The following is a 15,079-nucleotide window of genomic DNA, read 5'->3' as shown; positions in this document are numbered from 1 at the left end:
AAGGAGCTCATATGCTGCATAAAACACTGAAACCTTTTCCTGACGATTTTCTTTGGGGCGCTGCTACTTCAGCGTATCAAGTCGAAGGTGCTTGGAACGAAGATGGCAAAGGACCGTCGGTTATCGACGTTCGCGATCAATACCCTGAAGGCACAACAGATTTTAAAGTCGCGAGTGATCATTATCATCGTTACAAGGAAGATGTGGCACTATTTAAAGAAATCGGCTTCAAATCTTACCGTTTTTCAATCTCTTGGAGCCGTGTGATGCCAAACGGCATCGGTGAAGTGAATCCTAAAGGCATTGATTTTTACCACCGTTTAATTGATGAACTGCTCGAAGCAGGCATTACGCCGATTGTCACTATGTACCATTTCGACTTGCCTCAAGCATTGGCTGAAATGGGGGGGTGGAGTAATCGTGATTCTATCCAATGGTTTGCTGATTACGCGCAACTGCTGTTTAAAGAGTATGGCCACAAAGTGAAATATTGGCTGACCATCAATGAACAGAACATGATGATTTTGCACGGAAGTGCTATTGGTACTAACGATAAAAATGGTGGTCAAAAAGACCTTTATCAACAAAACCACCATATGTTGGTCGCGCAAGCTAAAGCGATGGCGATCTCTCATGAAATGCAACCTGAGAACAAAATTGGTCCTGCGCCAAATATTGCGTTGATCTATCCTGCAAGCTCTAAACCTGAAGATGTTATGGCCGCGTTTAACTATAACGCGATCCGTAACTGGCTCTATCTTGATGCTGCGGTGCGCGGTCGCTACAACGATGTGGCGTGGTCATTTATGGAAGAAAAGGGCTGGTTACCTGAGATCAAAGAGGGTGACATTGAGGTGTTAGCGAGCGCGAAACCTGACTTCATCGCTTTCAACTACTACACCTCACAAACCGTAGAAGCGAGCCATAACGACGCTAGCGATGCGGTGCCACGCAGCGGTAAAGACCAACATATTACGATTGGTGAACGCGGCGTCTATCGCGGCTATCACAACCCATTCTTACCAACCAATGAGTTTGGCTGGGAAATTGACCCAATTGGTTTGCGCAGCACATTGCGTGAAATTAATGACCGCTACCACTTGCCACTGATGATCACTGAAAACGGTCTAGGTGCTTTTGATGAAGTGGATGCAGAAGGTAACGTGAACGATGACTATCGTATCGAATACCTACATGCACACATTGAACAAATGCAACTTGCGATCACCGATGGAGTGCAGCTATTTGGTTACACACCTTGGTCTGCGATTGACCTCATTTCGACTCACCAAGGCTGTCGTAAACGTTACGGGTTCATTTACGTGAACCGCGATGAGTTTGATCTCAAAGATCTTGGTCGTCTACGTAAGAAAAGTTCTTTCTGGTATGAAGAGCTGATTCGCAATAACGGCTTAACACAAAAATAGTGACGGTTTGAGTTATAACGCTAAGGCGACACTGGTAACGGGGTCGCCTTCTTTTTTGCTTTGCGTAGCAGCTAAAGTACTTTTCCACTATGGAATGGATATCAACCAGGGAATGCAATACTGATAGCAAACTGACAGTAACTCATTCTATACTTTTATATTAAACAAAGAGCGTATGCTCGAAAACGTCATTGTGGTGGAGGTAAGGATGAAAAGGATATTCTGGCTAAGTGGTGTGATTTTTCTGGCAGGATGTAGTCAATTTGCCAGTGAAGAGCAACAAGCTACGGCGGAAGTTACGCAGCAGTGTTTGGGGAATACGACCCTTCCTCCTCGTTTGGCAAATCAGTTTATCAAGTGACCGATCCAGCGTTGCTCGCAGAATCGAAGGGCGCTCCTGATCAGGGCAAATTATGCCAAGGGGCCGTTTATCAAGCCAAACCGAAAACCCAAGTGGTGATCTATCGTGCTTGGAACAGTACCAATCCAAACAGTAAGCTGGGTCAGTGGTGGTCATTTAGCGAACCCTCTGGTCCTATTGCCTTGTATCGTAAGAACAATCAAATCTGCTATCAGTGGTCACCATTGGATAAACTGGTGCGCTGCACGATAAAACCCGGTGCCAAAATTGTCGTGGGCAACGGCCAAAGTGCGCAGTGCTCGCAATACCTATCTTATCCAGTTTCAGCAACACAACAGGTTTATCTTAGCAATGCTGATGGTTCGGTAAAAGATTGTGATACTTACACTGGCGTGATCAGCTGGGATAAAGAAGTGCACTGATCGAGATGTTTGTTTAAGTGCTTATAGAGCCTACAACTTAAGAGTGAGTGGGCTTTGTATCTTATTGACAACAAGATAAAAATTTCCTGCGCATTATAAAACTGCATGTATATTTAATAGAGGCAAGTCGATTTGTATCTCTACCTTGAAGGGGTGTAAATGACAAGTGAAGCAGTCTGTTTCACTCGGGTGTCACTGTTAAGAAAAGGATCGTCACATGTGGTTTCAACATCAAAAAGAAAGAGCGGATAGCCAAACTCGTGCTGTTCAACAGGGCCAAGAGCAAAGCCTGCTTGAATTGGAGTCGATCAAACAGCACACCGCCTACATCACCTTTAGACCGGATGGCATTATATTAAATGCTAATCCGCTGTTCCTTTCCGCGGTGGGTTATTCGCTGTCAGAAGTAGTGGGACAGCATCACCGAATTTTTTGTGACACTAACCTAGTGAACTCAGCACAATACCGCGAGTTTTGGAGTGATTTGGCCAATGGTAAAGGTCATTGTGGTATCTTCCAGCGTCATAAAAAAAATGGCGATGTCCTTTTTCTGTCCGCAAACTATTTCCCAGTAAAAGATCGATCTGGGCGAGTTGTTGAAGTGGTCAAAATATGCACCGACGTGACGGCTGATTCGCTGCAACTTAACAGTAAAAATGCCATTTTAGAGGCATTAGACCGCTCGCAAGCTGTAATTGAATTTACGCCTGATGGTACGATTTTAACGGCCAATAAGAACTTTCTGCATACCATGGGATATGCGATGAATCAGATCGTTGGTAAGCATCATAAGATGTTTTGCTTTCCTGATTTCTATAAAGAAAACCCTGATTTTTGGCGCCGCTTACAACGTGGGGAACACTTTACTGGGCGCTTTCAACGTAAAGATGCGCATGACCACACGATTTGGTTAGAAGCGACGTATAACCCTATCTTGGATAGCAAAGGTCAGGTGTATAAAGTGATCAAATTTGCTTCCAATATTACCGAGAGAGTGAACCTTGCGATGCAGGCCGTCGAGATGGCAGCGGCGATCTCAGAGCAGACATCGCGCATTACCGATTCTGCCATCCAAGTGCTCAATGATGCGGTGGCAACATCACATAAAGTTGCTGCCAAAGTCAAAGGGGCCAGTGTGCTTGGTACAGAATTGATGAATCAGTCGAAAAACATCAATGAAATTGTCACCACCATTAACGGTATTGCCAATCAAACCAACTTGCTGGCATTAAACGCCGCGATTGAAGCCGCTCGTGCCGGAGAAACAGGACGTGGTTTTGCTGTGGTGGCTGATGAAGTGCGAAAATTGGCTTCACGTACTTCGGCTGCAACCGATGAAATCACCAGTGTGGTGGCGGAAAACACCCGCTTGATTGGGGAAATGGATGGTCACCTTGATTCGGTGAACAATGTTGCTCTGCAAGGGGAAGACAGTATTCACTCTGTGTCGCACGGGTTGGAAGACGTCAGTGCGGGCGTATCGCGGTTCGTGGAAATCGTTGAGCGTTTACGCTCTTAATCGCAGCCTCGTTAGCCGCCATTCATTGTCACGTATAAGAGAGATGCTGTCTTTGCAACTTAATCATAATGATCGATGAGTCGATGCGTAAAGGTTACCCATGACAGGGGAACCTTTACTTTTTTAATCGTTCAAACCGTCATCCATACGGTTGAACTTGTAGAGCATTTCCCCAGGTTTAATCACGGCGGGATCGCTGAGGTGATTGGCCTCTTTCCACCAGAGCGCCTGCAATTCTTTTAATTTTTCTGGGTATTGCTTAGCGACGTTATGCGCTTCTGCGTAATCAGCTTGGGTATCAAAGAGTTCCCATTGATCATCGTCGAACGACGTGTTTAAACTTGTTTGGCTAACTGCTCTTTCAGTTTTGCCCATTCTAAGCATGCCTCATAGCAGGCTTTGGCAAGGATAGGGATCTCCTCATAGTGTTCGGGGAGGCGCTCTTCAACTAAATCATGTAATTCACCCGCTCGTTCAGAGGCTATCCGTTTAGCACGCTTGAGTGCTTGGGTGAGCTCTTGTTTCTCCTGCTCCGTGGTTGGTTCTAACATTCTGGTTTCCTTTTGTAATGTGACACTGACAAATAAGAGTTGCATCATCTTTTATGCCAGAGTAGATACCTTTTAATTTCAATGAGTTATCAATATCAATTTTCATCGGTTGTCTGCTTTATGACAGGTGCGTGAGGTTGATTTGTTTGTTGAATAAAGTTTGGGATGAACAATGTGCATAAACCATCAATTGCCTATCACTTAACTCTAAAGGGGGATACTGTTGGCGAGGGAAAAGCCCCCTTAATATTCAACAAGTAGTTTAAAATTGCCTCATTTATTGAAAAAAATAGCGGCTTTCATAACAGACTAAAATGTCATTTAATCGTCAATTAAAAGTAATAATAAACAAAAGATCTCACAGTGATAAATTATGTTTTTATTAATTAAAGTACTGAGTGTATAAAAAATGATGTAATTTTTAATTCATTAATATCAGTAAGTTATGATATAAAATTAACAATGATTTTCATAAGGTTTTACTGAGAAAGTTATTTTTACTGGCAAAAAAACTCCAAATCTGTATAATAAGCGGTGTTCAACGAAAATATTTTTGAAAAGGAGTATTGGTTGACCCACGAAACTATTTGACTAAAGGAGTATATGGGCATGGTTTTATTTTCAAACAACGAAATTGACAATATGAATGTTGATAAACAACGTTTTATCGAACAAACTTTTGCATACTTTTCGCTTTCACGGGAAGAGCTAGAACAACTCGAAGATCCGACTGAAAGCTTGGACGATATCGATAACAATGATGGTGTCGTTTCCCAATGGTAAGAACTCTTCTTACTGTTCTTTTTTGACGTGGTCATTTAACCACTCAATAAACGCACGAGTTTTCGGGCGTGATTCATGTTCCAACGGACAAATCAAATCATAACCTCGTCGGGATTTTACCCGTTCAAATGGGGCAATTAGCGTTCCCTCATTGAGTATTTCTTTGACTAAAGTATAGCGAGCCATCGTCATTCCCATATCTGCTTCTGCGGCACACATGGTCATATCGCAATGATTAATAATGTAATTGTTTTGGAGTACATCGATATCTTTAAGTAAATAGTCGCTTTGATGTTCCAACCAATAGTTCCATTCCTCGTCTGGCCGAATGAACTCCAGCGATTTTGTGTTGTGAATGAAGATGGTTTGTTGAACCGAAGTGACCTGAACTTTTACCCTTTTTACGACCACATTCCCCTTCGCACATGCTGCTTAACGCGCAAATTTGCGGTATTATGCAATCAATTGATTTGAAAGCCATTTTGAATGTCATTTGATTGGAGCCCCCATGTATAAGGATTTCGCAGCGGAACTGAATTGGACCGCACTGCATATGACCCGTACTCGACATACTGTTGATGCGTTACCTGATCTTTCAGGGGTTCGCCTCGCTTGTAATATGCACTTGGATTTAAAAATGATTCCGCTGGTGGAAGGTTTGCTTAACAAAGGGGCGAGCATTTATCTCACCACATGTAATCCAACCACAGTACAAGATGAAGTAGTGGAATACCTCAAAGCAAAAGGTGCTCAAGGGCATGCATGGCGCAATATGAGCGATGAAGAGTGGTCCAAATCCTTTGATCTTGCGCTTGAATGGCAGCCAACTCACTTGTGTGAAATGGGGGCTGACTTAACCACTCGATTGCATGAAAAAGACCATGGTCCCGCTATCATCGCTGGTTTGGAAGCTACTGGTTCCGGCATCAGCCGTTTAGGTAATGTCGCACCGCGTTACCCTATCTTTAACTGGGATGATTTGCCAGTCAAAGAGGGGTTACATAATCGCCATATGGTGGGATTGACGGCTTGGCATACTTTCTTCCAAACCACTCATCTCACGTTGCATGAAAAAGTGGTGATTGTGATTGGCTATGGCTTGGTTGGTCAGGGCACTGCCGCAGCGGCGAAAGCTTATGGTGGTCAAGTGCAGATTGTAGAAACCAATCCAGCCCGCGCTCTACAAGCAAAATACGATGGGTGGCCAGTCGTTGCGATGAGTGATGCAGCGCAATACGGTGATGTCTTTGCCACCGCAACTGGCGCGCACGATGTGATAGCCGCTCAGCATCTTGAAGCGATGCAAGATGGCGTCTTTATTCTCAATGTGGGCCATGTTGCGAAAGAGATTGATGTGGCTTACCTTAAATCTCATGCTGAGCACAGTGAACCTATGCCTTACATCGATGCTTATCAACTCAATGGCAAGACGGTTTACTTACTTGCCGATGGCTCGATGTTTAACTTAACCGCTGGTTTTGGCGACAGCCTCAATGCCTTTGATGTTACTTTGGCTGTCATGGCATCAGGAATCGGCCATATCGTGGGGGCGGGCGCAGATCATGAAGCCGGTGTTTATCTTTTACCTGAGTCGGCTTGGATGCCCGTGCTGTAAGCAAAGCGACGATTAAGAAGCTTGTTGTCAATAAATAGAACCATGAGAGTGGATAAGTAACATGAAAAATACCGCGGTTAAGGTAATGCTGTTCATCTGTGTCGCCAATGTGCTTTCTTTATTGGCGTTGGTCACGGTGACTCATTACACCCATTTGTTCACCTTAAATGGTGCTGCGGATTATTCGTTTGTTCTCATGGTTTGGTTTTGGCTGCTAACCACGCTTATTTATCTGGCACAACCCGGTAGCGGTTCGACCATTCAAGTGGTGGGTGAGAAAAACTTACAAAGAGTGGATGATCAGCAGCAAGCCAGCAAACTAAATGTCTGCCTGAAACTGTTTTTATCCAGTATCCCTGCGGCGCTGTTTTGCTTGTTGACTATTGAATTATAAGAAAAATACCAGCCAGTGAGCCTGACTGGCATTTTTATTCTCGACAGTTTTTTCTCGTGACGATGATAAGTCAGCTACTCATTAAACTGACTCACTAAGGCAAAGCAGAACCTATTGTCGATGTTAGTGAAGATATATTAGCCAAGATCAGTCTCTACCGATCTTGGCAAGTACGCTATTGGCAGGCTTCTTCTTGATTCAATGAGGCCATCATCTGTTGGTTAACTCGTTTTAGTAGCGCGAGCGATTGCTTAAATTCTGCTAATTCATGCTCATCAAGATGGTAAGTGACTAGCTCTTTAATCCCATTACAGGTGATCACTGCAGGGACGCCCGCATAGACGTCTGACTCACCATATTCACCATTCAGCATCACCGATGCAGGCATCACGATATTGCCATCGCGCACAATCGCTTTCACCATTCTTGCTGCTACCGCTGAAATCCCAAAATTGGTCGCGCCTTTAGAGCGAACAATTTGGTAAGCAATTTGGCTAATCTCTTGTTGTACCTTGTGGATATCAATTCCTTTCAAGCGTTCTGGGTTATCGTGCAGTATCTGGCTGAATTTTTTAGCGCCGACAGTCACTTGGCTCCAAGGAATCATTTGTGAATCCCCGTGTTCGCCGAGGCACATGGCTTCAACGCTACGTGGGTCAACGCCCATAGTATCAGCAAGAAAATGGCGCAAGCGCGCAGAATCTAATGATGTCCCCGTGCCAATCACTCGATGGGCAGGAAGGCCTGAAAGCTTATGTACCAAATAGGTGAGGGCATCGACGGGATTGGTAATGACAATAAAGATTCCGGCAAAACCACTTTGCATCACTTGCGGCACAATGTCTTGGACGATACGGGTGGCTTTATCAAGCATATCGAGGCGGGTATTACCATCAACATACGGTGCGGCAACAGAGAGCACCACAATATCGGCATCTTTGCAGTCGCTGTAATCACCAGCGTAGATACTCATGCGGTTTTCAGAAAAACCGAGTGAATGTTTTAAATCCTCAGCTTCTGCCCATGCTTTTTGTTGGAGGCGATCGATAAGTACCAACTCATCACATAGATTGCCAATCGTAAGGTGGTGTGCCAAGGCGCAGCCAACATTGCCCATACCTATGATGGCCAATTTACTTTGACTTAAGCTCATTTTTGCTCCTGTAATTCTTTTGCAACCGAGCGGCACTTAGCCACTAGGTTCATTCCTTTGCGATGGGCATCGGCGTGCCCAGACGGCTGTTATGTTAACTGAATCACATCAAAGCGCAGCGCTGTCGTGAATTTTGTGCCGACAAGTAGGTGTAAACTCTTAAGTACATCGAACGCTCAAAGAGTCCGAAGGGAATGAGTAAAGGTGCAACTCATTTGAAGGGAGGGGATAACCGCGTGAAAGCCATGGTGTTTATCCTTAGCTATATCAGATATGCTTAATATTGTGTTGTTGAATCATTAACGAAGCGCGAGAGAAACGACAATAATGCTTCGTACTGTCTTAAAGATTTCTGGAGAAACTATGGACGCAATCATTAATTTTTATACCAATCATCAGCTGGTCATTCTTGAAACGCTGAAAAACTTAGTTCTTGCGGTGGTGATACTGTTTGTCGCCGTTGTCATGTCTAAGTTAATCCGTAAAGCGGTTATGGCGAGTTTTATGAAAATCAGTAACGGCGACGAAATCGTCTCACGACTGTTTTCCCAAGTGTCGTCGTATGCGATTTATCTCCTTGCCTTAGTGATTATTCTTGACCTGTTTGGCGTGAACACCACCAGTTTGGTGGCGTTAGTGGGTGCCACTGGTTTAGCCATTGGTTTAGCGCTTAAAGATACGTTAAGTAATATCGCGGCAGGGATTATGATCCTGATTCTTAAGCCAATTAAGAAAAGTGAGTTTGTCGAGTTTGCTGGCTTTTCCGGTAGCGTGCGTGATATTGGGCTATTTACCACTATCTTGGAAACCGGTGATGGCCTATATATTTCGAGTCCAAACCGCATTGTTTGGGGCGCAACCATTAAAAACTATACTCGTAATAGCCGCCGTCGTATGGATATTACCGTTGGTATCTCTTATGAAGATTCCATCGAAACGGGTTTAAATGTACTTAAAGAACTTGCTCTTAGCCATGAAGCTGTACTGCAAGATCCAGCACCTAAAGTGATGGTGCAGATGTTGGCCGACAGCTCCGTGAACCTACAGCTTCGCGCTTGGTGTACCGTGGACACATACTGGGATACTTATTGGAGTATTCAACGCCAGATTAAGCCAAAAATTGAAGAGGCGGGTCTGTCTATCCCATTCCCACAACGTGATGTGCACCTAACCGTCACCAATAAAGAGAGTAAAGAAGGCATTACTCTGAATTAAAATCATCAGCCGCTCTCATCGAGAGCGGCTTTTTTCTCTCGGTCGAACGTCTTTTCCTCTGTCACGCAGTGCTGATGTAATCCAGTTACAAGGATTTTGTTATCACGCCTTTCTACCTAACTTATTAAAATATTTTACTTTTATCTCCATTTTTAACCGAAATTAGCCTTTAACCGTAACAACTGTCCGTGTTTGTCGCTGCGGCGCTAAGCTATACTTCGCCACAATGAAGTAAAGAGCACGGGAGCCGATTCCTGTGCGCCAATAGGTAAGAAAATGACTGATTACGTAGTGTGCGCGCTGTACAAGTTTGTACGCCTTGAAGATTATGTTGAACTTCGTGAGCCACTGAAAAAATTGATGGAAGAGCATCAAATCCGCGGCACTTTGCTGCTGGCGAATGAAGGCGTTAACGGCACAGTCGCATCAAGCCGCGAAGGTATTGATGCTTTGCTGGCATGGTTTAAAGCCGATGCTCGTTTGGCTGACATCGTTTACAAAGAGTCGTTTGATAGCGAACAGCCGTTCAATCGCACTAAAGTAAAACTGAAAAAAGAGATCGTTACCTTAGGTGTCGAGGGCATTGACCCACGCCATGTGGTGGGCACCTACGTAAAACCACAAGAGTGGAACCAGTTGATCTCTGATCCAGAAGTGTTTGTGGTCGATACGCGTAACGACTATGAAATTGCGATTGGCACGTTCCAAAACGCAGTGAACCCTAAAACAGAATCGTTTCGTGAGTTTCCTCAGTATGTTGCTGAACATATGGATCCGAGCAAACACAAAAAAGTCGCGATGTTCTGTACTGGTGGCATCCGCTGCGAAAAATCCACGGCTTTTCTTAAAGAGCAGGGCTTTGACGAGGTGTATCACTTAGAAGGCGGGATTCTTAAGTATCTTGAAGAAGTACCGCAAGAAGAGAGCCTATGGCAGGGTGATTGCTACGTGTTTGATGGCCGTGTCGCTGTTAATCACCAGCTTGAGAAAAGCGCTTACGATATGTGTAATGCCTGTCGTTTACCGATTACGCATGAAGATACGCTGTCACCAAAATACGAAAAAGGGGTGAGCTGCCCACACTGTTTTGATAAACACAGTGACGAGCAAAAGGCGCGTTTTCGTGAACGGGAAAAGCAAGTGCAATTGGCTACTCAGCGCGGTGAAGTACATGTAGGCGGAGCCGCCGACGATGTGATTTTGCAGCGTCGCCAAGAAAAATTGGCACGTAAAGAGCAGCAGCGTAAAGCCAAATAATCGCTTAAATTGAGCTAGTTTAAAAATCCTCTTACAGTAATGTGAGGGGATTTTTTATTACGTAACCGCTGAATAGGAATAGCAGGCATACATAAATTTCACTAGAAATGTATGACTATTAATATTTATAAATACAAATATTAATAGTGGGGCTTATTTAGAACAAGTATTACTCTATTTAGAGTAAATATCTTGGATAATCGAATACAGTGTCTCATTGAGCGCTATTAGTACAAATATTTGCCCCACTTCTCTCGATGTGGATCGAAACCACGCCATATATTTGCGAATAAGTGTAAATAAAGTTGGTGTCATTGATATAAATGTTTATTATCCACCCCCGCAAAAATCAAGCTTGAATCTAAAGCTTGGTATCGAACGATATCCACGCTGTTTTTAGGGTATCCAAATTCAGTTTTAGCAAGTATGAGAGGTGGGTATGCAGCTTAATGAATACACGGCTGGCAAAATTGTTGAACGTTCTTACGCTATCGTTGGTTTTCCGATTAACGTAATGAATGATAAAGGAATTATCGTTGCATCTTCTGACCCTAGTCGCATTAATACCGTGCATGATGGGGCGGTAGAAGTATTGCGCACCGGCAATGCGGTTAAGTTGGATAAGCTTGGCGCAGAGCGAATTAAAGGTGCCAAAGAAGGCATCAATATTCCCATCATTTTCCAGAGCAAAATAATTGGCGTCATTGGTGTCAGTGGGCCAATACAAGTTGTGGAAGAGTTAGCCCAATTAGTCAATATGGCAACCGAGCTCATTTTGGAAAATCTCGAGCTAATGTCTAAATTGCATACTGATCGCAAACACAAAGAGGATCTGCTGGAACTGCTGATCAAGCCCAATCATCCTGATAATGATTACGTTGATAATCTATCCCAATTTATCAAATACGATTTAACCGGGCGGAAAGTGGTCGCCATTATTAAAATTAGCAACGTAGAAATGATGACAGCAACATTATTTCAGGAGCTGATTGATGAAATATATATGTACGATAAAGGGCTATTAGTGAGCACATTTTCTATGTTCAAACGAGAAATTGTGGTGCTCAAAAATAGTGATAAAAATAATAGTCAATGGATTAAAGAACTGGTGCGTTATATGGAAAGCCATAAAGGACTCACCATTCGTGCCTCATTGGGCGGTGAGTTTCCAGAATTGGATGGGATTCCACTCTCATATCAGACGGCACGTTTAGCGCTCGAAAACCGTATGGATGCGCGCAAAAAAGTGGTGTGTTACAGCGACGATATCGTCAAGTATCAATTTGGAACGTTAGAGAATACGCCTTGGATTAAACAGCAGCTGCGCACGCCTTTGACCGCTTTAGAAGAGGCCGATCCAACCTTAGGCTTAGTTCTCACAATCAAGACATACTTAATTCAGAATTGTGATCAACAACAAACATGCAAGAAGTTGGGTATTCACCGAAATACACTTCGTTATCGGTTAACTCGAATTGGTGAGATAACATCTTTAGATTTCAATAAGTTAAATGATCTATTTAAGATGTACGCAGCCGTTAACTATTATGCATAAGCACAAGCTTAATTGTGCAATGACACAAAAGTCCTATCCATTTGGGTGCCACTGTATGTCACTTTGAACATTGAGCACTCTTATGCTCCGCCAATATCATGCATCGCATAAAACCCTACACCATTGAAGGAATAACCATGATAGAAGTATCAACATTAGGTGCTTTCACGGCCCTTATCGTTGCCATTGTTTTGATATTGAAAAAGGTACCACCTGCCTACGGCATGATTGTTGGTGCGCTTATCGGTGGCTTAGTCGGTGGCGTTTCACTGGTTGATACTGTGCAACTCATGATTCATGGTGCGCAAGGTATTGTTACCGCCGTATTGCGTATCCTTGCTGCAGGCGTGCTAGCAGGTGTATTGATTGAATCAGGCGCCGCTACCTCGATTGCAGAAACCATCGTGAACAAAGTCGGTGAAACACGCGCATTATTGGCGCTTGCAATCGCAACTATGATTTTGACAGCGGTTGGCGTATTTGTTGACGTAGCTGTTATCACAGTAGCGCCTATCGCTCTGGCGATTGGTCGTCGTGCGGATTTGTCCAAAACCGCCATTTTGCTTGCGATGATTGGTGGTGGTAAAGCGGGTAACGTCATGTCACCTAACCCAAACGCGATTGCCGCTTCAGATGCGTTTCATGTACCACTGACCTCAGTGATGATGGCGGGTATCATTCCTGGCCTGTGTGGTCTGGTCTTCGCGTATTGGCTAGCCAGAAAACTGGTCAACAAAGGCGATAAAGTTCAAGAGCATGAAGTTATCAATCACAGTCGTGGTTCTCTACCTCATTTTGCCTGCGCAATTCTTGCTCCGATTGTTGCGATTGTCACTTTGGCTCTACGTCCGCTCGCGGGCATTAATATCGACCCTATGATTGCCTTACCTTTAGGCGGCATCGTAGGCGCACTAGCAATGAAACGTACCAAAGAGATCAACGCGTTTGCTGTGTCTGGACTATCACGCATGGCTCCAGTAGCGATTATGCTGCTTGGTACAGGTACTCTGGCAGGCATTATTGCCAACTCTGGCTTGAAAGCAGGTCTTATCACGACGTTAAGCGGCCTAGGTTTACCAAGTTACCTATTGGCACCATTCTCAGGCGCATTGATGTCACTGGCTACCGCATCGACCACCGCGGGTACGGCAGTGGCTTCAAACGTATTTAGTTCGACTATTCTTGAATTGGGTGTACCAGCATTGGCTGGCGCAGCGATGATTCATGCAGGCGCGACAGTATTGGATCACATGCCTCACGGTAGCTTCTTCCATGCAACAGGCGGTGCAGTGAACATGAGTATTGGTCAACGTTTGAAACTTGTCCCTTATGAATCACTGGTCGGTTTGATGATCAGCTTTGTATCGGTATTGCTGTTTGGCGTATTCAACGTGTTTGGCCTGTAGTTGGAGTAAAAGATGAAAATTGTTATCGCACCAGATTCATTTAAAGAGAGCTTAACCGCCCTTGAAGTGGCAGCCAGCATTGAGCGAGGAATTCGCAAAGTCATACCTAATGCCGAGATCGTTAAAGTTCCGATGGCCGATGGCGGTGAAGGTACGGTTCAATCTCTGATTGATTCAAGCCAAGGCTCTATCGTGAAAGCCAAAGTGATTGGTCCTATGGGCAATCAGGTTCAAGCGCACTTTGGTTTGATGGGAAATTCACACACGGCTGTGATTGAAATGGCATCTGCGTCTGGTATCCATCTTGCTGAGCCAGAAAATCGTAATCCATTGATTACCACCACCTTCGGTACCGGCCAGCTGATTAAAGCTGCGTTGGATTTGAAAGTGAATCACCTGATTCTCGGTATCGGTGGCAGTGCGACCAATGATGCTGGTATGGGCATGTGCCAAGCATTAGGTATCCAATTTCTTGATGAAGAGGGTAACTCATTAGGTTACGGCGGCGGTGAGCTAGATAAACTTGCCAAGATTGATCTCACCAATCTCGATCCACGTTTAGCCAATGTGACTTTAGAAGTTGCATGTGATGTTACCAACCCGCTTTGTGGCCCAACTGGGGCTTCCCATGTGTTTGGCCCACAAAAAGGAGCGACGCCAGAGATGATCACTCGTCTCGATGCTAACCTTGCACACTTTGCCGATGTGGTATTAGAGCAACTGGGCGTTGATGTGAAAAATATCCCAGGCGCAGGCGCGGCGGGCGGCCTTGGCGCAGCACTTTACGGTTTGCTAAACGCGACCATGAAACCGGGCATTGATATCGTGATTGAGGCAACTCAATTAGAACAAGCGATTCAAGGTGCTGACGTGGTGATCACGGGTGAAGGTCGTATTGATAGCCAAACGATTCATGGCAAAACACCAAGTGGTGTCGCGAAAGTATGTAAAGCCGCCAACATTCCAGTGATTGGTATTGCGGGCTGCTTGTCTCCTGACTGTGCCGTTGTCCATGATTACGGTATCGATGCCGTTTTCGACGTTGTACCAGGAGCGACCGATTTACAAAGCGCATTGGAAAATGCGTCGAGTAACCTTGAACTGACGGCGCGCAATGTGGCAGCGCTATTAGTGATGTTTAATAAGCAATAAACAAAGCCACACGATCCACATTTTATTTTGTTGACACTTCGGGCCTACCCTTTGTAGGCCCATCTTATTTTCCCATCATTAATTTCAATAAGTTAAATGTATTTAACGCTTTAGTAAGCTCAATTCTCGCTTAAGTATTCCAACTTCGAATGACTCGCGTTGCTCGCCAATCCCATCTAGTGACTAATCCAACGGTTATCTTCCATCTGGTTTGATAGTAACCACTAGTGTCTCAACTCTATATTGCTTGGGTATTTCACTTCGTTAGA

14 protein-coding genes and 2 pseudogenes are annotated in these 15,079 nt (G+C 44.4%); 12 read left to right on the top strand and 4 right to left on the bottom strand.

Features of this window, described 5'->3' with window-relative positions; all coding sequences use genetic code 11:
- Nucleotides 1–11 precede the first annotated feature (11 nt).
- The 3 genes and pseudogenes from OCV11_RS09020 to OCV11_RS24985 all read left to right on the top strand — a co-directional run bounded on the left by OCV11_RS09020 (nucleotide 12) and on the right by OCV11_RS24985 (nucleotide 3,729).
- Nucleotides 12–1,427 carry a glycoside hydrolase family 1 protein gene (locus OCV11_RS09020; protein WP_261892385.1) on the top strand — a complete coding sequence of 472 codons (1,416 nt, stop codon included), beginning with the start codon at nucleotides 12–14 and terminating at the stop codon, nucleotides 1,425–1,427.
- 208 nt (nucleotides 1,428–1,635) lie between these two features.
- A pseudogene (locus OCV11_RS09010) lies at nucleotides 1,636–2,210 on the top strand (hypothetical protein).
- A gap of 217 nt (nucleotides 2,211–2,427) precedes the next feature.
- Complete coding sequence (locus OCV11_RS24985; protein ID WP_315972729.1) at nucleotides 2,428–3,729, top strand: methyl-accepting chemotaxis protein; 1,302 nt, start codon at nucleotides 2,428–2,430, stop codon at nucleotides 3,727–3,729.
- Between the two features lie 123 nt (nucleotides 3,730–3,852).
- Here the strand turns inward: OCV11_RS24985 and OCV11_RS08995 are convergent, their stop codons facing one another.
- Nucleotides 3,853–4,104 (bottom strand): hypothetical protein, encoded by a 252-nt coding sequence (locus OCV11_RS08995; protein WP_261892356.1) that lies wholly within the window; start codon nucleotides 4,102–4,104, stop codon nucleotides 3,853–3,855.
- Nucleotides 4,065–4,280: a CCE_0567 family metalloprotein gene (locus OCV11_RS08990; RefSeq protein WP_261892354.1), complete on the bottom strand. Its 216-nt coding sequence runs from the start codon at nucleotides 4,278–4,280 to the stop codon at nucleotides 4,065–4,067. The genes OCV11_RS08995 and OCV11_RS08990 overlap by 40 nt, the downstream gene beginning before the upstream one ends.
- A gap of 603 nt (nucleotides 4,281–4,883) precedes the next feature.
- Between OCV11_RS08990 and OCV11_RS08985 the strand changes: the two genes are divergently transcribed.
- Nucleotides 4,884–5,063, top strand: a complete 180-nt coding sequence (locus OCV11_RS08985; RefSeq protein WP_261892352.1) for a hypothetical protein — start codon at nucleotides 4,884–4,886, stop codon at nucleotides 5,061–5,063.
- Between the two features lie 9 nt (nucleotides 5,064–5,072).
- On the opposite strand, the gene OCV11_RS08980 is transcribed toward OCV11_RS08985, so the two are convergent.
- Nucleotides 5,073–5,474: a LysR substrate-binding domain-containing protein gene (locus tag OCV11_RS08980; RefSeq protein ID WP_261892350.1), complete on the bottom strand. Its 402-nt coding sequence runs from the start codon at nucleotides 5,472–5,474 to the stop codon at nucleotides 5,073–5,075.
- 97 nt (nucleotides 5,475–5,571) lie between these two features.
- Between OCV11_RS08980 and OCV11_RS08975 the strand changes: the two genes are divergently transcribed.
- Complete coding sequence (locus tag OCV11_RS08975) at nucleotides 5,572–6,678, top strand: adenosylhomocysteinase (RefSeq protein ID WP_261892348.1); 1,107 nt, start codon at nucleotides 5,572–5,574, stop codon at nucleotides 6,676–6,678.
- A 61-nt stretch (nucleotides 6,679–6,739) separates the two neighbouring features.
- A complete protein-coding gene (locus OCV11_RS08970) occupies nucleotides 6,740–7,072 on the top strand; it encodes a hypothetical protein (protein ID WP_261892346.1) in 333 nt (110 codons plus the stop codon).
- A gap of 175 nt (nucleotides 7,073–7,247) precedes the next feature.
- On the opposite strand, the gene OCV11_RS08965 is transcribed toward OCV11_RS08970, so the two are convergent.
- Nucleotides 7,248–8,225, bottom strand: coding sequence for an L-lactate dehydrogenase (locus OCV11_RS08965; protein ID WP_261892343.1), 978 nt, complete (start codon nucleotides 8,223–8,225; stop codon nucleotides 7,248–7,250).
- Between the two features lie 363 nt (nucleotides 8,226–8,588).
- On the opposite strand from OCV11_RS08965, the gene OCV11_RS08960 reads away from it, so the two are divergent.
- The 6 genes and pseudogenes from OCV11_RS08960 to OCV11_RS08940 all read left to right on the top strand — a co-directional run bounded on the left by OCV11_RS08960 (nucleotide 8,589) and on the right by OCV11_RS08940 (nucleotide 14,810).
- Nucleotides 8,589–9,440 (top strand): mechanosensitive ion channel family protein, encoded by an 852-nt coding sequence (locus OCV11_RS08960; protein WP_261892341.1) that lies wholly within the window; start codon nucleotides 8,589–8,591, stop codon nucleotides 9,438–9,440.
- A gap of 276 nt (nucleotides 9,441–9,716) precedes the next feature.
- A complete protein-coding gene (gene trhO / locus OCV11_RS08955; RefSeq protein ID WP_261892339.1) occupies nucleotides 9,717–10,697 on the top strand; it encodes an oxygen-dependent tRNA uridine(34) hydroxylase TrhO in 981 nt (326 codons plus the stop codon).
- A 439-nt stretch (nucleotides 10,698–11,136) separates the two neighbouring features.
- Nucleotides 11,137–11,526 (top strand): annotated as a pseudogene (locus tag OCV11_RS25060) (sugar diacid recognition domain-containing protein); the annotation flags it as partial.
- Nucleotides 11,500–12,252 carry a PucR family transcriptional regulator gene (locus OCV11_RS08950; RefSeq protein WP_373332823.1) on the top strand — a complete coding sequence of 251 codons (753 nt, stop codon included), beginning with the start codon at nucleotides 11,500–11,502 and terminating at the stop codon, nucleotides 12,250–12,252. The pseudogene OCV11_RS25060 and the gene OCV11_RS08950, both read left to right, overlap by 27 nt.
- Before the next feature lie 137 nt (nucleotides 12,253–12,389).
- Nucleotides 12,390–13,658: a GntP family permease gene (locus OCV11_RS08945; RefSeq protein ID WP_261892336.1), complete on the top strand. Its 1,269-nt coding sequence runs from the start codon at nucleotides 12,390–12,392 to the stop codon at nucleotides 13,656–13,658.
- A 12-nt stretch (nucleotides 13,659–13,670) separates the two neighbouring features.
- Complete coding sequence (locus tag OCV11_RS08940; RefSeq protein ID WP_261892335.1) at nucleotides 13,671–14,810, top strand: glycerate kinase; 1,140 nt, start codon at nucleotides 13,671–13,673, stop codon at nucleotides 14,808–14,810.
- Nucleotides 14,811–15,079 lie beyond the last annotated feature (269 nt).

Origin of the sequence: Vibrio porteresiae DSM 19223, from assembly GCF_024347055.1 — a bacterium.
In the GTDB taxonomy this organism is placed as follows: domain Bacteria; phylum Pseudomonadota; class Gammaproteobacteria; order Enterobacterales; family Vibrionaceae; genus Vibrio; species Vibrio porteresiae.
Note: the sequence above shows the minus strand (reverse complement) of the source record. Positions and strands in the feature narration are given on the sequence as shown.

Coding starts and splice junctions, on each gene's coding strand:
- trhO (WP_261892339.1), top strand. CDS start 9,717: ATGACTGATTACGTAGTGTGCGCGCTGTACAAGTTTGTACGCCTTGAA.
- OCV11_RS08945 (WP_261892336.1), top strand. CDS start 12,390: ATGATAGAAGTATCAACATTAGGTGCTTTCACGGCCCTTATCGTTGCC.
- OCV11_RS08965 (WP_261892343.1), bottom strand. CDS start 8,225: ATGAGCTTAAGTCAAAGTAAATTGGCCATCATAGGTATGGGCAATGTT.
- OCV11_RS08985 (WP_261892352.1), top strand. CDS start 4,884: ATGGGCATGGTTTTATTTTCAAACAACGAAATTGACAATATGAATGTT.
- OCV11_RS08960 (WP_261892341.1), top strand. CDS start 8,589: ATGGACGCAATCATTAATTTTTATACCAATCATCAGCTGGTCATTCTT.
- OCV11_RS08995 (WP_261892356.1), bottom strand. CDS start 4,104: ATGGGCAAAACTGAAAGAGCAGTTAGCCAAACAAGTTTAAACACGTCG.
- OCV11_RS08990 (WP_261892354.1), bottom strand. CDS start 4,280: ATGTTAGAACCAACCACGGAGCAGGAGAAACAAGAGCTCACCCAAGCA.
- OCV11_RS08970 (WP_261892346.1), top strand. CDS start 6,740: ATGAAAAATACCGCGGTTAAGGTAATGCTGTTCATCTGTGTCGCCAAT.
- OCV11_RS24985 (WP_315972729.1), top strand. CDS start 2,428: ATGTGGTTTCAACATCAAAAAGAAAGAGCGGATAGCCAAACTCGTGCT.
- OCV11_RS08975 (WP_261892348.1), top strand. CDS start 5,572: ATGTATAAGGATTTCGCAGCGGAACTGAATTGGACCGCACTGCATATG.
- OCV11_RS09020 (WP_261892385.1), top strand. CDS start 12: ATGCTGCATAAAACACTGAAACCTTTTCCTGACGATTTTCTTTGGGGC.
- OCV11_RS08940 (WP_261892335.1), top strand. CDS start 13,671: ATGAAAATTGTTATCGCACCAGATTCATTTAAAGAGAGCTTAACCGCC.